We start from the raw sequence: 20,622 nt of genomic DNA on the forward strand, positions 1-20,622 counted from the left end.
GTGATATGTTGCGGCGGGCACTCGTCGAATCCCGCGAACTCCTCGGTCCCGCCCCCGGTCCGACATATCCGCAGTAGCTGAGTAGCTATCGAAAATTGTGGCCACCTGTACCGCACGTGAGCCAACGTTCAGAGGAAATCGATGAGTAATAACCGTTCTGCCAAATACACGGGAAAGACCAATGGTTCGGGAGGTCGTGCAGCGAGCGAGAGGGTGCACACAACAGAGGTCCTCATAGTCGGGAGCGGATTCTCCGGCATGGGAATGGCGATTCAACTGCTGAAATCGGGAATGAATGACTTCTTGATAATCGAGAAGGATTCCGAAATCGGCGGAACCTGGCGCGACAATACATATCCGGGCTGTGCCTGCGATGTCCCTTCTCACATGTACTCGTACTCTTTCGAGCCCAAGCCGGATTGGAGTCACTTGTGGGCAGGACAGGATGAAATTCAGCAGTATCTCCTGAGTCTCGCACGCGAGTACGATCTCTATAGCCGCACGCATTTCGGGCGGGCCTTGCAATCCGGATACTGGGATCCTAGTGATTCCGCGTGGCATGTTGCGACCTCCGACGGCAACGAGTACGTCGCCCGATTCCTGGTTTCAGGCGTAGGCGCACTCCATATACCGAATATCCCCCAGATCAAGGGGCAGAAGAAGTTCGCTGGTGCAGCATTTCACTCGGCGCAGTGGGATCATGACTGCACATTGGATGGCAAGAAGGTCGCTGTTATCGGGACCGGTGCGAGCGCAATCCAATTCGTTCCGGAAATTGCCAAGGTAGCCGATGAACTGCATCTATACCAGCGGACGCCGGCGTGGGTACTGCCCCGTAGGAACGTCAAGGTCCCGAAGGTGATCCAAGCCCTGCTCACGAGGGCGCCGATCCTCGCCAAAGCCCTCCGGACTGCCATCTACTGGTCAGCGGAGTCACTGTCGATAGGACTGAACGGACATATCAATTTCATGCGTCCGCTCGAGAGTGTCGCCAAGTGGAACATAGCGCGGGGAATTGATGATCCCGCGCTGCGCAAGAAGCTCACCCCCACGTATCGCATCGGGTGCAAAAGAATCCTCGGTTCCAGTGACTACTACCCAGCGCTGAATCGGCCCACTACATCCGTCATCACCGACGGGATCGCCGAGATCACCGAGGACGCCATCATATCCCAGTCCGGTGACAAGCGTCCGGTCGACGTGATCATCTATGCCACCGGTTTCCACGTAACCGACGGGTTCGACCACCTCCGGCTCAAGGGTGCGTCCGGTCGTGAACTCTCCTCCGTATGGTCGGACGAAGGGATTCAAACCCATCTCGGCATCACCACCGCAGGTTTCCCGAACTTGTTCTTCCTGCTCGGCCCCAACACCGGGCTTGGTCACAACTCGGTGGTATTCATGATCGAATGCCAGATCAGGTACATCATCGGCGCGATTCGGCTCGCGAAGCAACGCGGCGCAGCTGCGCTCGAGGTGCGTGAACCCGTTCAGCGGGAATTCAACTCGGACATCCAGCGGAAATTGGTGAACGGGGTCTGGAGCAGCGGGGGGTGCACTAGTTGGTACCTCGATGCACAGGGTGTCAATCGGACGGTCTGGCCAGGTTTCACCTGGCAGTATTGGCGGCGTACCCGCAATGTCGCGGACTCTGATTTCGCGTTGGTCGGCGAGTCGACAGGTGATCGAAGCGGCGACCTCCTTCCGAATTCGATCAAGAAGGGTAGCTTGCCGAGATGAGAGAGTTCAGCGACCGAGTCGTCTCGGTAACCGGGGCAGGTTCAGGAATCGGCCGTGCAGTTGCAATTCGACTCGCCGGCGAGGGCGCGCGGCTGGCCATTGCCGACATCGACGGCGAACGGGCCCGCGAAACCGCCTCCATGTGTACCGCGCTGGGTGTCGAATGCCAGCACTATCAGCTCGATGTGGCCGATCGTAGCGCATTCACGGAATATCGTCGTCAGGTCCTCAGCGACTTCGGTTCGGTCAGTATGGTAATCAACAATGCCGGGGTCGCACTCGGCGCCGACATACTGGATATGCAATGGATCGACTTCGAATGGTTGATGTCGATCAATTTCTGGGGAGTCGTGAACGGCACGAAACTATTTCTTCCGGATCTGATCGACTCGGGCGACGGCCATGTTGTCAACGTGTCGAGTGTCTTCGGACTGATGGCCATTCCCAGTCAGAGCGCATATAATGCTTCCAAATTCGCCGTCCGAGGCTTTACCGAGGCGTTGCGCCAGGAGATGCGAATTAACCGGCTACCGGTGGGCGTAACATGCGTGCATCCGGGTGGTGTTCGCACAAATATTGTGCGCGGAGCTCGAGGTGTCGGCGCGATGGGTGATCAGGAGAAGATTGTCGCCGGTTTCGATCGTATAGCGCTCACCACTCCGGAAAGCGCCGCCGAAACGATCCTGAAGGGCGTGCGACGGAACAAACCTCGAGTCCTTATCGGACCCGATGCCCTGGGTTTCGATTTCGTCGCCCGCGCGGTGGGGCCGAGGTATCAGGACCTGAACGCTCCGCTGGCCCGTGTCGGCTATGCGATCGGCCGTCGTTACGGCCTTGTCAAGCGCGACAGTTGAATCTGGGCCACGGGCCGGAATAATAGAGAAGGAATATCCTGGAAGATGAGCATGCCATGTGAACTCACGGTCTCCCGTGTAGTGCAGGAAACAGCGGATGCGGTGTCCATTTGGTTCGAGGTGCCCGAGCAGCAATTGGGCGTATTTGCCTACGACCCCGGGCAGTTTCTTACGTTGCGTATTCCCGGAGCCGGTGACGGGGAATATGTGGCCAGATGCTATTCGCTCTCGAGTTCCCCGCATGCAGACGACTCGCTAGCTGTCACAGTGAAACGCACGGAGGGCGGGTACGGATCTAACTGGCTGTGCGACAACATCAAGGTTGGAGCTGAGGTAACCGTTCTGCCGCCCACCGGGCACTTCACACCGAAAGACCTGGATGCGGACATGGTTCTGTTCGCAGCTGGTAGCGGAATCACCCCGGTGTTATCCATCGTCAAGTCGGCTCTGCTCGAAGGCGGCGGCCATCTCGTTCTCTTCTATGCCAACCAGCATGCCGAGAGCGTCATCTTCGGTGAAGACCTCCGTTACCTCGCCAAGCAGTTTCCCGAGCGACTGACTCTCATCGAGTGGCTGGAGAGCGAGCGTGGGCTACCGGACCGAAGCGCAATCCTTGAAATCTGCCGTGAGTACCGAAATCGGATGTATTTCTTGTGTGGGCCGGCGGCGTTCATGGATTTGGTGGTAGACGCGGCGCGCGAAGCCGGCGTGCAGCACCGGAACCTACACCGAGAAGTATTCCAATCTCTGCACTCCGATCCCTTCGACGTGGAGAACTACGTCAAGGAATCAATGACGAACGAACAAGCCCGTCTAGTAGTATATCTCGATGGTGATCGCGCCGAGCTGGAATGGCCGAAAGATTTGACCCTCGTCGAGGTCTTGTTGAACGAGGGGTACTCGCCTCCGTATTCCTGCCGGGAAGGCGGATGCGGTGCATGTGTGTGCAAGGTTATCGACGGCGATATAGAGATGAGAGTAAACGAGGTACTCGATGATGATGATATCGAGGAAGGTGATCGACTGGCATGCCAGTCGGTACCCGCCACCAATTCGGTGACTGTGACATTCGACTGACCATGCGTTCGCGTAGGCCCCGTAACGGCGTTCATGCTCGCCCGATCCAGCGCGCAATCGCCGCCCGCGATATCGGTCATTTGTCCGATAGCGTATACTCGGCCAGATGGCGGGCGCACAAAAGCGGATTCGGGAGGTCGGTAGCTCGGTGGTTCGGCGAATTGACGCACGCTCGAGCCGATGGGAAGAGCACCGGGTCCTGGTTCGAGCAGAACTGGTCGACGCAGCGTACCGTGCCTTCGGCAAGTACGGTCCGGACGCGAGCATGGACGACATCGCTCGGGAGGCGGGTGCGACAAAACCCAAGCTGTATCGCCACTTCAAGGACAAACTGGGCCTTCGTGCAGCTGTTATCGAACGTGCGAAGGAACTCATGTGGTCGAATGTGCTTGCTACCGTTGATTTCGGATCCGATCCGATTCGAAATGTGATGAATCAGCTCGTCGAGCAATACGCGCAGCTGGTCGACGAGCACAAGAACGTCTTCCAGTTTCTCGTTCGTAGTCATTTTAGCGACAATTCATCGGGATCGGATCCAGCTCTTGAGAACGCACGTGAACTGGCAGGTTTCATTGCGGATCATTTCGTCACGGTTTTGGAAACCGCTGGGGCTGACACGTCGGGCATAGACTTGGTGGTGCAGTCGATCGTAGGGGCGAGCCTCTCCGCGACGGATTGGTGGATAAACTCGCAATCCGATCCGACCTCGGCTATGCCGAGAAAGGCTTTCGTCGAGCATCTCAGCGCAATCATTTGGGGGATTATCGATTCCTCGGCGCGAGCTCGTGGAATCCGGATAGACCCGGATTCGACTTTGCGGATTGAGAATATTGGACTGATCGAGGCTTAGATGAGCGAATTCGAGCCAAACGCCGGTCGAAGACGACGCGGGATGAGCTTATCTGCCATAGCGCGGTGACACTGCCGGATTGCATCCCCGCGGGGCAAAAGACCCGTGAGCAATGCCGTTGTCGCGCCATCGCCGGTGGGCGGGACGACCGCCGATCGGCCTGGTCCGCATCGATTGCTCGGTGCGTCAGCGTCGTCGGTGCTGCTCTACCCAACGCAGCAGCTGGTTGGGCTTGCCCGGCTTGTGCATGACAGCTCATGTGTCATTTGATAGTTTCGGGATTGCTTTCGTGCGAACCTGCGGACCCGAATCGATGGATCCGACGCGAACTTGGTTCAGACCGCCCGCAACCGCTGGCGACCACTTCGCGCTCGACGTTCCTCCGGCCGAGTCCGAGCTACGTTTCGAGAGCGTCGCCGCCTACTTGTCGTTGAACCAGCTGCTGTGGAATCAAGGGAAGCGAGGGTACCGCTGCTTCAATGGCTCGGTACCGCGTTGTGGCATGCAGCTGAGGCATCTGGTCTGAGACCCGCAGAGCCCACCCCGAGATAACGTAGGGCAATCTCGGAGATCCGGCGTGCCGTTTCGGCGCTGTCGCTGGCCGGTAGTACGAGATGGCTGATCGTCAATCGAATGAGCGCATCGACTGCGTCGGCCACGTCATTGGCGTCGATGGTGGGGTAGTGGTGGAGGAACGCGGTGACCAGTCGCTCGGACGCGAGTTGAAGCATGGAGGCAGAGGTTGTCAACAGGGGGAGGACGCCGGTTTCATCGCGCGAGCCGCTACCGGGTGTAGTCAGGACGGCTTTGAGTAAGGGGCTGGTTGCAGCCTCGTCGAGCGTGTAGCGAACTATCGCTCGGATCGATTCAGGCAACGCGCTGCGGTTGGAAGCAAGCAAATCCTCGATCCCGGTCAGGAATTGCTCCGCTTCGTGCAGAACGAGTGCATCTCCAAGCCCTTGCTTGTCGCCGAACTCTCGATACAGCGTGGCGCGTGATACTCCGATCAGACCGGCTACCTCGCCGAATCGTACACGTTCCCAGCCCTTCTCGACCGTCAGGGCGCGGGCGGCGCGGATTGCTGCCTCGCGGAGGTGTCGCCTGAACGACAGCCTCACCGATTCTTCCACCACCCCTCGGATGGTAACAGAACGTGGGTTTTGTTCATGAGTGGACAAACTCCCGGACACTTCGTCATGTCCGCGCGTTGCTTGATCGCGAGCTATGCGCGACAAGTAGCGGAGATCTGATCAATTGTTGACAAAATGGTTCTGATTGTCTCCAATGTAGTTGTATCGCGGTCCTGCTCGAGTCTGATGTTGGGCGCGCGTTAGTCGACAGAGAGGTCTGGCCATGGACAAGGCTTCGGATGCGGTCAGTAGGTTGTCTGACCCAGGCGTGGAGGACTGGGTGCGCTCGTTCCGGCTCCTGGAATCCGGATCGCCAGAGTTGCCGCCGCACCATCCCGACTGTCTTGGTTGTGGGCCGGCCAACCCGCACGGACATTCCCTATCGGTGCGGCGTTGCGGGGGCGGCGTCGTTGCTCACCATCTTTTCGACCAGCGTCATGTCGGAGCGCCGGGGATCGCGCACGGTGGCGCGGTGGCGACCGTCATCGACGACCTGTTCGGCTTCTTGCTGTACACGGTCGGCGAACTCGCCGTGACCCGGAATCTCGACATGGATTATCTCGCCCCGGTACTGCTCGATACCCCCTACACGCTGCACGCCGAGGTACGGTCGCGGCATAGCCGTAAGTTGAATCTCGCGGCCAGGATGGAGGATCTAGAAGGGCGCTCGGTCACTACGGCAACCGCCGTGTTCATCGTGGTCGAGGCCGAACACTTCCTGCAGTCGCGGGCGAAGGCTCGGAGGCAGGCGTGACTGCTGGACCAACTGAGAGGGAACTACTCCTCGACGTCTTGCTGACCGATCACGGCTCAGCCGGCCCCTACGAGGCGTTCCGACGCTTGCGCGAGACTCAGCCCGTGCTTGTCACGCGATCGGGGGTCCTGGTACTGAGTCGCTACGACGACTGCGCAGCTGCGCTCCGTAACCGTAGCCTCGGCAAGGCCGACGAGTCGCTGGGATTCGGCTTGTCGGAGATTCCCGAAGAGTTGCAACGTCAGGCTATGCATCGATTCCGGCGCACCATGCTGTTCCGCAACCCGCCTGACCACCACCGGCTGCGTCGGCTGGTCGCTGACGTTTTCACCCCTCGGCACATCGACGAGTTGCGCGGCCGCGTTGTCACGCAGATCCGTGATCTGATCGATGTCATCGAGGACCAGGGTTCCGCCGATATCATCAGCGATCTCGCCCTCCCGCTGCCCGTGAATGTAATAGGCGATCTTCTTGGAGTGCCAGTGACCGATCGAGCCGTGGCCGCTCCTCTGGTACGCGCCCTGGTCGCCTCGCTCGAGCCCAGCGCGGACGCCGCGGCGCTGACTGCCGCGTGTGAAGCGGAAGACCAACTCGCAACGTACTTCACAGACCTCCTGGCGGCCAAACGCGCCCACCCGGACGACGACCTGCTCAGCCGTCTCGCCGTGGCGCATGGCGACGACGTCTTGGACGACGACGAATGCGTTGGCACCGCGATACTGTTGTTCGCGGCAGGGTTCGAAACCACCACAAACCTCATCGGTAACGGCGTTGCTGCACTGCTCGCCCATCCCAGCCAAATGGACCTATTGCGGGCCAGGCCCGATCTGGCGAGCAACGCCGTCGAAGAATTGTTGCGTTACGACTCGCCGGTCCAGACCAATGGGCGCACGGTGCTCGAGCCAACACGGGTGGCAGGAGTCGACCTGGATCCTGGCCAGGTTGTATTGACCTTGCTCGGGGCGGCCAACCGAGACCCGGACCGATTCTGCGACCCCGATAGCCTCGATATCACCCGAACCGGGACCCCGCCGCTATCGTTCGGTGCCGGCATTCACTTTTGTCTTGGCGCGCCGTTGGCGCGGCTCGAAGGAGCCGTACTGTTCCCACTCCTCACGGCGCGTTTTCCCGGTCTTAGGCTCGTCGAACAACCTCGCTGGCGTACGGGGTTGTCCTTTCGCGGGCTGTCGAGTCTGAAGGTGGTCACCGGATGCTGATCCAGCCTTACCCGCACCTGAAGGGCGGCCATTGTGGTTCGGGTGCGTTGCGCGATCTTATGTCCTGGGCCGGGCTTGGCTGGGACGGCGAGCTGAGCGAAGGACTCGTGTTCACACTCGGCGGCGCACTCGATTTCGCTTACCTGCGCGCCGATGCGATCAATCCTCCGATATACCTGGTGGGGCGTGGTGGGGATTTGGAGGTCGACCTGTTGAGGCGCCTCGGTGCGAAGACCGAACTACGTCAGACCGAGGATCCCGACCTCGGTTGGAAATGGGTGAGGACCGAACTGGACTCCGGACGGCCCGTCATGGTCTGGGCCGACATCGCTGAACTCCCATACCTGCGGGTACGACTGCGCATGAGCCGCCACGACATCGTTATCGTCGGCTATGATGACGAGGCTCGCGACGCGTATATCGTCGACAACGACCGCGATGAGATCCAGACGGTGTCGTATGACGCATTGGCACGGGCACGAGCCTCCACGGGGTTCCCGACACCCACACGCCACGCCACGTACATAGTCGATTGGCCGTCCGACGTGCCTGACCTCCCGTCCATGGCTGCCGCAGCGCTCGAACAATCGGCGGCAACCCTGAAACATGGGGGCCCCAGTTCGATTGCCGCGCCGGCCTCGAACGGTGTCTCCGGCACCGGGCTCGACGGCGTTCGCCGCTTCGCTGAAGACGTCTCCAGTTGGCCCGACATCTTCGGAGACGAAGACCTCGAGGCTGTGCTCAGGTCACTCGCTGCCTTCATCGAAAAAGCGGGTACCGGAGGCGGTCTGTTTCGACGCCTCATCGCTCAAGGGTGCGTCGATCTCGCCGATTACACGCGCAATCCGAAGGTTCACGCGGCCGCACGCGCAGCACGGCTGGCCGCACAGTCTTGGACGAGGCTCGCCCAAATCGCCGTCTCCGATGAAACCCCATCGCGACGCTCGGTTCAGGTAGCCCGGCATGCCGCCGTGCTGCCAGAGTTGGAGGAAACCTTGGCAGATCTTCTCGCCGCCGCCGCCAACTCACTCTGAACCAGCTTGTCTGCAGACAGGTACATCCGCTACGGCTTCGAGACCGGTGGTGAAGTGCGCCTGTGGGGGATGGGGTAGCCCCAGGCGGTGGCCCGGGACCGGGCCGACGACGTGAACCGTCCTGGACTGGCTGGAGACTCCTGATTTAGCAAGGGAGACTGTCAGCCATGGCGGCACCACGGAAGTTCGACGAGGAAACCCGCGCTCGGGCGGTGAGGATGTATCAGGATCGGATCCGCGAGCACGGTGACTCGATGGCCGGTGCGCGCCGGCATGTCGGTGCGCTGCTGGATATCAACCCGGCGACTCTGCGGAACTGGGTCACCCGCGCCGAGCAGGGCGAGACCGGGCCGGCGGCCGCGGCGGAATCGGAGTATGCGGAGTTGAGGGCTCTGCGGCGTGAAGTAGTCGAATTGCGCAGGGCGAACGAGCTTTTGCGGACAGCGAGTGCGTTTTTCGCGGCGGCGGAGGTCGACCGCCGACTGCGGTGATCGTCGACTACATCGACGACCACAAGGGTTGCTTCGGGGTTGACCCGATCTGCCGCGTGCTGACCGAGCACGGGCTCAAGATCGCCCCGTCCACCTACTATGCCGCCAAACAGTGCGGTATCAGCGACGCCACCTGGGCCGATGCTCACACCGCGAACGTGTCGTTCGACCTGTGGAGCGCGAATCGGGGCCTGTACGGGGTGCGCAAACTCTGGCACACCGCCCGCCGCGCCGGTCACAATATCGGCCGCGACCAGGTAGCGCGGCTGATGCGGCTGACCGGGATAGACGGGGTTGTGCGCGGGTGACGGACCACGAGAACCACCGAACCCGGGCCCGCGTCGACGCCGCGGCATCCGGACCTGATCGGGCGCGCCTGGTCGACGCCGATGCGTCCAGATCAATGGCGGGTTGCCGATTTCACCTACTGCTGGACTCTGGCCGGGTTCTGTTACACCGCGTTCTGCGTGGACGTGTATTCGCGACGGATCTTGGGCTGGCGGGTTATGTCGTCGAAGACGACACCGTTGGTTATCTCGGTGCTCGTGGCCAGTCCCCGATAACGCGACCACCCGGTTTCAGAGTCGGTGTCGTTCGGTCGGTGTTCAGTTGATGTCGCAGCCCACGGGGTGGTGGGTGTGGGTGCAGGCCGCAGCGTACTCGGCCGGGGTGCGGTAGCCCAGCGCCGAATGCCGGTGCCGGTGGTTGTGCTCGTGCTTGAAATCCGCGATCACCACCCTCGCTTCGAGCAGGCTGGTCCAGTGGTTGCGGTTGAGGCATTCCACGCGCAGGCGCCGGTTGAACGATTCCACGTACCCGTTGTTCCAGGGGGTACCCGGCGGAATATACGAGATCCCGACCCGGTCTCGGCAAAATGTTTGCAGTGCTGCCGAAATCATTTCCGGCCCGTTGTCCAGGCGCAGCACCTTCGGCGCCCCGTGGACGGCGAAGACCCGCTCGAGTTCGGCGACCAGATGCTCGCCGGTGATCGACCGCTCGACCAGGTGCAGTAGGGATTCGCGGGTGTGCTCGTCGATCATCGACGCGATCTTCACCACCCGCCCGTCGACGGTAGAGTCGAACTGGAAATCCAGCGCCCACACCACGTTCGGCGCATCCGCATCCACCGCCGGCACCGACGAGGTGCCGGCCCGTTTACGCGGGTGATGCGCCCGCACCTGCAAACCTTCTTCCCGCCAGAGCCGGTGGACTTTCTTGATGTTCATCCGGTGGCCTTCGTCGAACCGCAGCACTGCCCAGGCCCGGCGGAACCCATGACACGGGTTCTTGGCCGCATAATTCCGCAGCCACGCCCGCGTCCCGGCGTCGGGGTCTGCCGGTGTTTGCGTGGCAGGGCACCGGCGGTATGTCGACCGAGCGAGCCCAACGACCTTGCACGCGAACCGTTGCGACATGCCCATGACCTCGCTGAGCATGTCCACGGCGCGGCGCTTGGCCGCTGGGCCTAGAATTTTCCCTTCGAAATCTCGCGCAGCGCGTCTTTCTCCAGTTCCGCGTCGGCGAGTAGCCGCTTCAATCGGGCGTTCTGTTCCCGCAGTTCCTTGAGTTCTTTGGCGGCGTCGGTGTCCATGCCGCCGTACTGGCGACGCCAGTTATAGAGTGTCGCCGCCGAGACTCCCAGGTCAGCGGCGATTTGCTCGCCGGTCAAGCCTTCCGCGGCCAGTTCATCGGCGCGCCGCAGCTTGCGCACGATGTCCTCCGCGGAATGCCGTTTCCGTCCAGCCATGGTTCCCATAGTCCCTTCTAACCCCTGATCAGGGCCAACGAGACTCTAATTCCGGCTGGTCGCATCCATGGGGGACGGGTCACGATGTTCGTCGCTGAGGAGCACGACACAGTGCTCGGATCCGCCGCCGTGCGCGTTGCAGGAAACGGACGAAAAAGTTGTCCGCGCCGCGCATCTCGAATTGGCCGAGGGCGATAGCTTTCCGTTTGCATTGGGTCTTGAACCCGATATGAGCTGGGCGGACTATCTCCGCGCCCGGGAGGAACAGCGGCAGGGTGCCAATCTGCCGGATGGCATCGTGGCCTCCACATATCTGCTCGCAACTGTTGACGGCCAAGTAGTCGGTCGAACCTCGATCAGACACACCCTCAACGAGGGCCTACGTCGACGAGGCGGGCACATCGGGTATGCCGTGCTGCCCCAGTACAGGCGGCGTGGGTACGGTGGCGCCATTCTCCGCCGCAGTATCGTCGTTGCCCGGTCGATCGGTATCGACCGGATACTGCTCACCTGCGACGATTCGAATCTCGGATCGCGACGGATCTTCTCTGAACTGTCTGGGCTTCATTGACTGCCAGAGTTCGTCGCACTGCCGAATTGAGTCGCTCGCGGCTGCGCGACCTACAATGCAGACTGTGACTACCGTCAATCGTTGGCTAACCGACGTCGAGATCGAAAAATCCAAGGAAGAGACTCGTAAAAACGCCCAAACCACATTCCGACACCACTACGTGCCAAGAATGTATCTCAAGCGGTGGACTACCGACGGTAGCGGGGAAATTCAGGTCACAAACGTTGACACCAAAGAATCAAATTGCGTACCCATAGAATCGACAGCCGTCGAGGATAACTTCTATCAAATATCGGCACCCGACATCGATGCCGACGCAAATCCAGACATGTGGTTCGAGACCCACATGGGACGCATAGAGGGCCGGGCCGCGAACTGGCTTCGCGCGCTCGACGGTCAGCCCGATGGGAGGATCAAGGATAAAAACCTAATCTCCAACCTAGCCGTATACATCAGCCTACAAAGCCAGCGCACCCAGCGTGGGCGACAGACCGACGTGGGCATCGACGCAGCAGTGAACCGTTACGGAGCCAGCCATATTCTGAACATTACCGGCCTGCTTCCGATCTTATGTCGCGAGTACGGCATTGAGTACTCAGAAGCGAGACACCAGGCTATCGTGAATCAGATACTCGCCAAGCGGGCCGTCAGCAGCGAAACCAAGCCCAAGGCAATCGATGCAGCCATCGGCGCCTGGAAGAACGTTCTCGCCCCGCTGATTGAAAACGATCGAGACTACTGGCTGGCAAGCTCCACAGGCGATCTATTGACCTGCGATGAACCCGTACTCGGAATTCCAACGAAGCGAAACACTCGCCAGTTTCCGGTCTCGATAAGAAATTCTGAAATAATCGTATTTCCGATCAGTCCTAATCGACTCCTAATTCTGAGCCGGAAGAATGTGAAGATCAAGCCCCCGTTCGAACTATCTTCGACTGAGGCAAAGTTTCTAAATCGCGAATTCTGCTACAACTGCAATCGGCTGGTTTTCGAAAAAAGCGGAACCTCGATCGCATCGCAGATTCAGATCCCCAACTACCCAGAGAAGCAGGACTGGTCAAGTAGCATCACCTCCGCTCCGGAGTTCGCTCGCGCCGTTCTCCTGCCGACCCGATGGACCGACGCGCCCCATTCGCCGCAGTGGCCCTTATCTCGATGGACCACTGACTAGGCCGCGTTTCATAAGCCCGATGGTGTGGGGACGGAACCCGTTGTCCGGGTTGAGAAGTTGGTGATATGGCGAGGTCTCCGGTAGTTGGTTGAACGACCAAGCACAACCGGAAACCAACCGGAGACCTCTTGAACAGCGTAACGGCAACGTGCCGTGCGGATCTGACCGATGCTCAGTGGGCGAAACTGGAACCGCTACTACCTGCTGGTATGAAGCCGGGTCGGCCACCGCGGTGGTCGAAACGCCGATTGATCGACGGGATCCGGTGGCGGATCCGAACAGGCAGTCCGTGGCGTGATATTCCGAGGGTATATGGGCCGTGGCAGACGGTGTATGGGTTGTTCCGCCGCTGGCAGCGTGACGGCACGTGGGAATCGGTGCTGACCGCACTGCAAGCCCACGCCGATGCGGGCGGTGAGATCGAGTGGACGGTGAGCGTGGACTCCACGATCGCCCGCGCGCACCAGCATGCGGCGGGTGCGCGCCGCGACTTCGACGGCCAGGTCGAGGCGGCGGGTGGTTTCGACGACGAACCCGCTGACCACGGGCTGGGACGGTCTCGGGGCGGTTTCACCACGAAGCTGCACCTGGCCGCCGACCAGGGGCAGCGGCCGCTGGCGCTGGTGGTCACGCCTGGTCAGTGGGCTGATTGCCCACAGTTCACGATGGTGCTCGGCGATATACGGGTGCCGCGGCTCTCGGTCGGTGGTACCCGGTCGCGGCCGGATCGGGTCCTGGCCGACAAAGCCTATTCTTCGGCGGCCAACCGTGCTTACCTGCGGAAACGCGGGATCAAGGCAACCATCCCGATCAAGGCGGACCAGGCAGCGCATCGTGTGGCCAAGGGCAACGCCGGCGGCCGGCCGCCGGCGTTCGACCCTGGTCTCTACAAACTCCGGCACGCCGTGGAATGCACGATCAGCCGCCTCAAACAGCACCGCGCTGTCGCCACCCGCTACGACAAACTCGCTGTCCGTTACCTGGCCACGGTCCGCGTCGCCGCAATCAACCTGTGGTTATCCGGCCAAGGCTTATGAAACGCGGCCTAGGAGCACGATGCGGACACCCTGGCCACCGGAGTCGGCGGCGCTACCACCTATCGATCCCCTAAAGGGGTAGCCGTAGCATCCGCCGAAAATCAGGCGGATATGGCGTAGCCGCCTGGTAGGCATCGGGTTTCGGGTTCGGCATGCGCTGTCGGCTGGTTGGTGCTTGGCTGCCGGTGTTGGTGTTGGTCGGCGCTGGTGGAGGCTGGGGTTCGTGGCGACGCGGATGTTCGCGGACGAGGAGTTGGAACGTCTGCGGGGATTCCCGGAGATCAGCCGCGAGGAGCTGTTTCGATACTTCACGCTCACGTCGGCGGATCTGGCGTTCGTGGATCCGGGCCGCGGCAGGGGACCGGCCGAACGGCTGGGCTTGGCGATCGCGTTGTGTACGCTGCCGTGGCTGGGATTCGTGCCGGATCGGCTGGTCACGGCCCCACCGGGGGCGGTGGCCCGCCTCGCCGAGCAGCTGCGGGTCGACCCGGTGGTGATCGGTGCCTATGGCAGGCGAGCCAAGACCCGCACCGAGCATGTGCGCCTGGCCGCGCGGTACCTGGGATGGCGTGCGGCCGGTGCGCTGGAGTTCAAGGAGCTCGACGAGTTCCTGCTCGCGCGGGCGATGGAGCACGATTCCCCGACTCTGTTGTTCCGGCTGGCGTGTGAGTATCTGATCTCGGCGAAGGTGATCCGGCCGGGCCCTGTCACCGTGGTGGAGCGGGTCGCCCACGCCCGGCACCAGGCCCAGACCGAAACCTATGACCGGCTCGCTCACGAGTTCACTGCGGCGCGGTGTGCGGAGTTGGACGGCTTGCTGGTCACGGACGCGTCGCTGGGGATCTCGCGGTTGCGGTGGCTGTCGACCGGGCCGGTGGAGGCGTCGGCGGCTGCGGTCCGCGCCGAGGTCGACAAGCTGGGGTTTCTGCGGGGTTTGGGTGCTGATCGGCTGGATCTGTCGGTGCTGCCCGCCGAGCGGCGCCGGTTCTTGGCCACGATGGGCCGGCGTCTGAGTCCGCAAGCCCTGGAGCGTCGGGATCCGCAGCGCCGGTATCCGATCCTGCTCACGGTGCTGGCCCAGTCGGGCACCGATGTGCTCGATGAGGTCGTGGTGTTGTTCGATCAGGCGATCTCGGCGAAGTTCGGTGCCGCCGAACGGAAGATGCAGCAGCAGCTGGCCGAGCGCGGCAAGACCGGCGAGGACCGCCAGGCGCTGCTGGACGATCTCTTGGAAATCGTCACCGACCCGACGGTGGCTGATGAGGAGATCGGCGCGCTGATCCGCGGCGAGAAGATCGGGTGGGAGCGCCTGCGCGCGGCGATCGCCCAGGCCAAACCCAGGTTGCCGCGTGATCACGGGCATCTGGCAGCGCTGGATTCCTCCTACAACTACCTGCGCCAGTTCACCCCCGCAGTGCTTGAAGCGGTGCGCTTCGCCGGCGGCACCGCCGCTACCGAGCTGCTGATCGCGGTGAACATGCTGCGCGAGCTGAACGCGACCGGGCGGCGCAAGGTCTTCGACGACGCCCCGACCGGGTTCGTGCCGACGAAATGGCGCGGCTACCTCGACGAGGCCCGAAAGACCGGTAGCGCCACCGCGTACCGGCACTACTGGGAATTGTGCGTACTGCTCGGACTGCGCGACGGGCTGCGCAGCGGGGATGTGTTCGTGCCCGGCTCGCGCCGCTACGCCGACCCGGCCGCCTACCTGATCACCACTGGGCAGTGGGAACCGCAACGCGGCGAGTTCTGCCGCCTGGTCGGGCGATCCGCCGATCCGGGCGTCGCGCTGGCGGCCGTGGTCGCCGAACTGCACGATGCGGTCGGTGAGCTGGAGGCGGTGCTGGCCGGCGGGGACGGCCCGGTCAGGGTGGACGAGGGCGGGGATCTGGTGATCTCGCCGCTGAGCGCGGAAGATGTTCCCGCCGAGGCGATCGCGCTCAAGGCCGAGCTGACCGAGATGCTGCCGTTCGCGCCGATCGTTTCCTTGTTGATCGAGTTGGACAAGCGCACCGGCTACCTGGACTGCTTCACCCACGCCGGCGGCCAGGCCACCCGGACGCCGGAGCTCAAACGCAATCTGATCGCGGTACTGCTGGCGCACTCGACGAACCTGGGGTTGACCCGGATGGCGCAGGCGTGCGGGATCACCTACGACATCCTGGCCTGGACCGATGAGTGGTATGTGCGCGAGGAGACCCTGCGCGCGGCCAACCTCGTGTTGATCGGCTACCATCAGCGGCTGCCGCTGACCGCGGTGTTCGGTGCCGGAACGCTGTCGTCGAGCGATGGGCAGCGGTTCCCGACGCGTGGGAAATCAACCACGGCCAGGCCGTTGAGCCGGTATTTCGCCAGCGAGGGCCTGTCGACCTACACCCATGTCACCGATCAGCATGCCACCTACGGCACCAAGGTGATCGTGGCGACCAAACGTGAAGCCCATTACGTGCTCGATGAGATCCTGGGCAATGCAGCGGATCTGCCGATCACCGAGCACGCCACCGACACCCACGGGGTCACCCTGGTCAACTTCGGGTTGTTCGACCTGCTCGGGATGCAGCTCTCGCCGCGGATCCGGGATCTGGGCCGGATCACCCTGTACCGGCCGGGCCCGCGCGCGCAGGCCGAGGCCCGGTTCCCGCACGCGGGCCCGCTGATGACCCGCAAAGCGAATCTCGGGTTTGATCGCCGAGCACTGGGACGATCTGCTCAGGTTGGCCGGATCGTTGAAGTTCGGGCACGCCACCGCGTCGCTGCTGGTCGGCAAGCTCTCGGCGTCGGGGCGGCAGAACACTCTGGCCGCGGCGCTCAAGGAGTACGGGGCGCTGCGGCGCACCATCTACGCCGCGAGGTACCTCTCCGATCCGGACTATCGGCGCAAGATCTCGCGGCAGCTCAACAAGGGCGAGTCGCTGCACGCGCTGCGGCGCGACCTGCTCTATGCCCATAAGGGGATGATTCGGGCACGCCATCTCGAGGACCAGACCGAGCAAGCCTGGTGCCTGACCTTGGCGACCAACGCTGTGATCGCTTGGACCACGGAGTATTACGGGCTCGCTGTCGATCAGATGCGTCGGGCCGGGCAGCGTATCGATGACGAGGTCCTGGCCCACATCAGCCCGGCCCACAGTGCCAACATCAATTTCTTCGGCGCGATCGAGGTCGACATCGACGCCGAGCTGGCCCAGCTGGGCCCGACCGGGTACCGGCCGCTGCGGGTGCGTGACACCTTGTTCTGACTGCGCGGCCGATCTGTGGTTACGGCCTGCCGGTGCCGGTCGGGCTGGTTGATGCGGTGGCTGTTGAGTGAGCGGTGAGGAAGTTGTCGACGAGCCGGGCGCAGTCGTCGTGGTCGATGGTGCGTAGTCCGGTGAGGCGGGCGAACACGATCGGGCCGAGGAGTTCGATGATGGCGAAGGTGGTGTCGAGTTCGCCGAGTGTGGCGCGGGCGTCGGGGCTGGTGAGGATCTGGTCGAACGGTCGGCGGTATTGCTCGATGACGCGGGCGCGTAGTGAGGTGAGCGCGGCCGGGTCGGTGTGGTTGTCGTCGATGGATCCCATGGCCAGCCAGGCCAGGGTGGTCATCTGTACCGGGGCCTGTTCGATGAGGTCGGCTTGGGTGGTGAGCAGCGTGAGGAGCTGCTCGCGTACCGGGGTGGTGCCGGTGAGGGCGTCGACGTGGGGGAGCAGCCGTTCGAAGGTCGCCGCGAGCAGATGGGTGGTGCTGCCGAAGTGCCGGTAGAGGGTGGCGCGCGCGACTTTCGATACGCGGGTGACCGCTTCGACGGTGACCGCCTCGACACCGCCGGTGGACAGCAGATGGGTGGCCGCGTCGAGCAACCGGTTGCGTGAGCGTGCCAGCCGCGGATCGGCCTGCTCGTCGTCCGCGGGGTGCGGGTCGGTCATGGACGCGTGTTCCTCCGGATTCGTGCCGTGCGGCTGTGGGTGTGAGTGGACTCTATCCCACACCCCGACCCCTATGATACGAATGGTCTCGCACAGAGACTATCGGTCTCTAAAGTCGGGAGGTGCCGGTGGACACGCCTGGGACGGACACTGTCGAGATCGCCCGGTGGACCCGGGCCGAGTGGTGGATGCTGACGGTGTCGTGCCTGGCGGTGGCGCTGGTGGTCGCGGCGATGGCGGCGTTGTATTCGGCGTTGCCGCAGATCGCGGTCGCGACCGGGGCCACCCAAGCTCAGCTGACCTGGATCGTCGACGGCTACACACTGGTGCTGGCGTGTCTGGTGCTGCCCGCCGGCGCCGTCGGTGACCGTTACGGGCGACGTGTGGTGCTGGTGGCGGGATTGGTGGTGTTCGCCGCCGCCTCGGCGCTGCCGCTGCTGCTGGACGAGCCGGTGTGGCTGATCGCGACGCGCGCCCTGGCCGGGGCGGGCGCGGCGCTGGTGATGCCCTCGACGCTGTCGATCCTGACCGCGGGGTTCGCCCCTGTTCATCGCGGCCGGGCGGTCGGGATATGGGCCGGGGTCGCCGGATCCGGGGCGGTGCTGGGGATCCTCGGTGCCGGGGTGCTGCTCGAACGATGGTCGTGGCCCTCGGTGTTCGTCGGGTTGACCGTGGCCGGGACGGTGCTGGCGGTGCTGGCGTGCACCATCGCCGAATCCCGCCACCGTGAGCATCCGCCGGTGGACTGGGTCGGCGCGGGCACGGTGGCGGTCGCGGTCGCCGCGATCGTGTTCGCCGCGATCGAGGTCCCCGCACGCGGCTGGGCCGACCCGCTCGTCGCCGCCGCGGCCGGGATCGGTGTGGCCGCGGCGGTGGCGTTCGTGGTCGTCGAACTGCGCAGCGCGGCGCCGCTGCTGGACGTGCGGTTGTTCACCCGCCGCGGTTTCGGTGCCGGGTCGCTGTCGGTGACCATCCAGTTCCTGGTCACCTTCGGAGTGTTCCTGCTGCTGGTGCAGTACCTGCAGCTGATCTTCGGTTACGGGCCGCTGGCCTCGGCGCTGGCACTGGCACCGATGGTGGTGCCGCTGGTCGCGATCTCGGTGATCGCGCCGTGGCTGTCGAGCCTGGTCGGATTACGGGTGATGACCGTGACCGGCCTGCTCACCATCGCCGCCGGGCTGGTGCTGGTGAGCCGGTTGACCCTCGCCGCAAACTATCCCGACCTGCTGTGGCCGCTGCTGATCATGAGCGCGGGCCTGGGATTGTGCACCGCCCCGGCGACCTATGCCATCGTCGCCGACACCCCAGAGGCCAAACACGGGGTCGCCGCCGCGGTCAACGACGCCGCCCGCGAGATCGGCGCCGCGATCGGGATCGCCGTGGCCGGCAGCGTCCTCGCCGCCGGCTACACCCACCGCATCCAGCCCGCCTTGGCCCGGCTACCCGAGCCCGCCCGCGGCCCGGTCGCCGATTCCCTGGCCGCCGCCCTGCAAGTCGCCGACCAGGCAGGACCGGTAGCCGCGCCGCTGGCCGAGTTCGCCCAAGCCGCGTTCGTGCACGGCAGCGGCCAGGCCGCGCTCGCACTGGCCGCCCTCACCACCGCCACAGCGATCGTGCTGGCCGTCCTGGCCCCCGGCCGCACGCCACGCCCGCACATGAGAACCTCTCCCCCCTCCTCACACGCCTCTCCTCGTGAAAGACGCCCGTCATGACGGCCTACCACACGATCATCGTCGACACCGACGGATCCGACCGCTCCTACCGTGTGGTCGAGCACGCCGCAGAACTCGCCCACGCCACCCACGCCCGGCTACTGATCGTCTGCGCTCGCCACCGCATCGACGAACACACACCCAAGGCCCACCTCGACCGGCCCGGACCCGAGACCTCCCCGCTGCACGGCAGCACCCCCGCCGACACCGTCCTGCGCATCGCCCACCAGCACGCCCTCGCCCACGGCGCCACCGACGTCGACACCCACATCCTGGACGAACCCGCCCTACCCGCGCTGCTGCACCTGGCCGCGGCCACCGCCGCCGACCTCATCGTCACCGCCAACCCCCACCGGTCACCACTGCTGGCCCAGCTGCTGTCCACCCCACCGATCGAGCTCGCCCGCAAAACCCACTGCGACATCCTCATCACCGCCTAAACACACTCACAGAAAGCACCCATGACCGAGAACACACCCAGCACCCACACACCCGAGCCCCGCCAGGTCCCGGACTGGATCCCCGCCTTCCCCGTACACGCACCCGACTCCGCCGACCTGCCGCCCCACCACGACCACTGCCTCGGCTGCGGACCGGCCAACCCCCACGGCCACCAGCTACGCGCCCGACGCGACACACACGGCGTCTACGCCCACCACCGCTTCGACTCCCGCCACGTCGGCGCCCCAGCGATCGCCCACGGCGGCGCGGTCGCCACCGTCCTCGACGAACTGTTCGGACTCCTGCTCTACACCGTCGGGGAACCCGCCGTCACCCGCCACCTCGCCATCGACTACCTCGCCCCGATCCTGCTCGACACCCCCTACACCCTCCGCGCCCACATCCACTCCCGCGACGGCCGCAAACTCCACCTGAAAGCCACCATCGAAAACGACCACGCCCACGTGGTCACCACCGCCACCGCACTGTTCCTCATCGTCGACGTCAACCACTTCCTCACCCCACAACAAACCCCCACACACCGATAACACCCCTTGACCTGTTCCGTAACCCGATCGTCCACCGGAACACCACGCAGAACGAACATCGGCCCAGCACACCGGTGTTCCGTAGAGGTGTTCCGCAAACTGTGCCGGTCAACCCCCGCCATCTGGAACACTTTCGGCATGGGTGAGCCGTTCCGCATCGGATACTGCCGCTGCTCCACCGACGAACAAGACGTCGAGATCCAAACCGAACAACTACTGGCGCTCGGAGCGCCGCGCGAGCGGATCTTCATCGACAAAGGGTTCTCCGGGACCACCCGCAAGAACCGGGCCGGCCTGGACAACGCACTCGCCGCCGCCACCTCCGCCGCAGCGGCCATCGAC

The 20,622-nt window shown here is 63.5% G+C and carries 16 protein-coding genes, 3 pseudogenes and 1 other annotated feature; of the genes and pseudogenes, 16 read left to right on the top strand and 3 right to left on the bottom strand.

The features are described from left to right. The first annotated feature begins 141 nt into the window (after positions 1-141). The 4 genes from OHB21_RS13125 (at position 142) to OHB21_RS13140 (ending at position 4,521) form a co-directional block, all read left to right on the top strand. Complete coding sequence (locus tag OHB21_RS13125) at positions 142-1,740, top strand: flavin-containing monooxygenase (RefSeq protein ID WP_083888066.1); 1,599 nt, start codon at positions 142-144, stop codon at positions 1,738-1,740. After that, the gene (locus OHB21_RS13130) at positions 1,737-2,594 is read left to right on the top strand and encodes an SDR family NAD(P)-dependent oxidoreductase (protein ID WP_014349816.1); all 858 of its coding nucleotides are present in this window, start codon (positions 1,737-1,739) and stop codon (positions 2,592-2,594) included. The genes OHB21_RS13125 and OHB21_RS13130 overlap by 4 nt, the downstream gene beginning before the upstream one ends. 45 nt (positions 2,595-2,639) lie before the next feature. After that, entirely contained in the window at positions 2,640-3,671 is a 1,032-nt protein-coding gene (locus OHB21_RS13135; protein WP_014349817.1) for a ferredoxin--NADP reductase, read from the top strand. A gap of 106 nt (positions 3,672-3,777) precedes the next feature. Then, entirely contained in the window at positions 3,778-4,521 is a 744-nt protein-coding gene (locus OHB21_RS13140) for a TetR/AcrR family transcriptional regulator (protein WP_051047375.1), read from the top strand. A gap of 476 nt (positions 4,522-4,997) precedes the next feature. Here the strand turns inward: OHB21_RS13140 and OHB21_RS13145 are convergent, their stop codons facing one another. Continuing rightward, positions 4,998-5,654: a TetR/AcrR family transcriptional regulator gene (locus tag OHB21_RS13145; RefSeq protein ID WP_195142885.1), complete on the bottom strand. Its 657-nt coding sequence runs from the start codon at positions 5,652-5,654 to the stop codon at positions 4,998-5,000. Positions 5,655-5,874: 220 nt separating this feature from the next. On the opposite strand from OHB21_RS13145, the gene OHB21_RS13150 reads away from it, so the two are divergent. From OHB21_RS13150 to OHB21_RS13165, 4 genes and pseudogenes are all read left to right on the top strand, one after another. Then, positions 5,875-6,405, top strand: coding sequence for a PaaI family thioesterase (locus OHB21_RS13150; RefSeq protein WP_051047376.1), 531 nt, complete (start codon positions 5,875-5,877; stop codon positions 6,403-6,405). Between the two features lie 38 nt (positions 6,406-6,443). Then, positions 6,444-7,622, top strand: a complete 1,179-nt coding sequence (locus OHB21_RS13155; protein WP_178128353.1) for a cytochrome P450 — start codon at positions 6,444-6,446, stop codon at positions 7,620-7,622. Then, a complete protein-coding gene (locus OHB21_RS13160; protein WP_043737843.1) occupies positions 7,616-8,656 on the top strand; it encodes a BtrH N-terminal domain-containing protein in 1,041 nt (346 codons plus the stop codon). Before OHB21_RS13155 ends, OHB21_RS13160 begins: the two co-directional genes overlap by 7 nt. A 167-nt stretch (positions 8,657-8,823) precedes the next feature. After that, a pseudogene (locus OHB21_RS13165) lies at positions 8,824-9,692 on the top strand (IS3 family transposase); the annotation flags it as partial. Next, positions 9,105-9,236, top strand: a sequence feature (AL1L pseudoknot). It overlaps the preceding pseudogene by 132 nt. A gap of 60 nt (positions 9,693-9,752) precedes the next feature. On the opposite strand, the gene OHB21_RS13170 reads toward OHB21_RS13165, so the two are convergent. Then, positions 9,753-10,894 (bottom strand): IS3 family transposase gene (locus OHB21_RS13170; RefSeq protein ID WP_086007605.1). Its coding sequence is split into 2 segments (ribosomal slippage): positions 9,753-10,627 and positions 10,627-10,894, totalling 1,143 coding nucleotides; the frame shifts between segments, so codons are not numbered across the junction. Positions 10,895-11,030: 136 nt separating this feature from the next. On the opposite strand from OHB21_RS13170, the gene OHB21_RS13175 reads away from it, so the two are divergent. The 4 genes and pseudogenes from OHB21_RS13175 to OHB21_RS13190 all read left to right on the top strand — a co-directional run bounded on the left by OHB21_RS13175 (position 11,031) and on the right by OHB21_RS13190 (position 16,912). Then, positions 11,031-11,465 (top strand): GNAT family N-acetyltransferase, encoded by a 435-nt coding sequence (locus OHB21_RS13175; protein WP_068049986.1) that lies wholly within the window; start codon positions 11,031-11,033, stop codon positions 11,463-11,465. A 64-nt stretch (positions 11,466-11,529) separates the two neighbouring features. Beyond that, the gene (locus tag OHB21_RS13180; RefSeq protein ID WP_157227746.1) at positions 11,530-12,636 is read left to right on the top strand and encodes a DUF4238 domain-containing protein; all 1,107 of its coding nucleotides are present in this window, start codon (positions 11,530-11,532) and stop codon (positions 12,634-12,636) included. 128 nt (positions 12,637-12,764) lie between these two features. After that, positions 12,765-13,673, top strand: a complete 909-nt coding sequence (locus tag OHB21_RS13185; RefSeq protein WP_195142877.1) for an IS5 family transposase — start codon at positions 12,765-12,767, stop codon at positions 13,671-13,673. A gap of 223 nt (positions 13,674-13,896) precedes the next feature. Further along, positions 13,897-16,912, top strand: a pseudogene (locus OHB21_RS13190) (Tn3 family transposase). Between the two features lie 19 nt (positions 16,913-16,931). On the opposite strand, the gene OHB21_RS13195 reads toward OHB21_RS13190, so the two are convergent. Beyond that, complete coding sequence (locus OHB21_RS13195; RefSeq protein WP_043737888.1) at positions 16,932-17,579, bottom strand: TetR/AcrR family transcriptional regulator; 648 nt, start codon at positions 17,577-17,579, stop codon at positions 16,932-16,934. 188 nt (positions 17,580-17,767) lie between these two features. On the opposite strand from OHB21_RS13195, the gene OHB21_RS13200 reads away from it, so the two are divergent. From OHB21_RS13200 to OHB21_RS13215, 4 genes and pseudogenes are all read left to right on the top strand, one after another. Next, complete coding sequence (locus OHB21_RS13200) at positions 17,768-19,291, top strand: MFS transporter (protein WP_210747209.1); 1,524 nt, start codon at positions 17,768-17,770, stop codon at positions 19,289-19,291. Then, positions 19,288-19,731, top strand: coding sequence for a universal stress protein (locus tag OHB21_RS13205; protein ID WP_043737890.1), 444 nt, complete (start codon positions 19,288-19,290; stop codon positions 19,729-19,731). Before OHB21_RS13200 ends, OHB21_RS13205 begins: the two co-directional genes overlap by 4 nt. Before the next feature lie 21 nt (positions 19,732-19,752). Further along, the gene (locus OHB21_RS13210) at positions 19,753-20,280 is read left to right on the top strand and encodes a PaaI family thioesterase (protein WP_051047383.1); all 528 of its coding nucleotides are present in this window, start codon (positions 19,753-19,755) and stop codon (positions 20,278-20,280) included. Positions 20,281-20,418: 138 nt separating this feature from the next. Further along, positions 20,419-20,544 (top strand): annotated as a pseudogene (locus OHB21_RS13215) (recombinase family protein); the annotation flags it as partial. Positions 20,545-20,622 lie beyond the last annotated feature (78 nt).

The sequence above is a fragment of the Nocardia puris genome (assembly GCF_036051655.1).
GTDB classification, from domain to species: Bacteria; Actinomycetota; Actinomycetes; order Mycobacteriales; family Mycobacteriaceae; genus Nocardia; species Nocardia puris.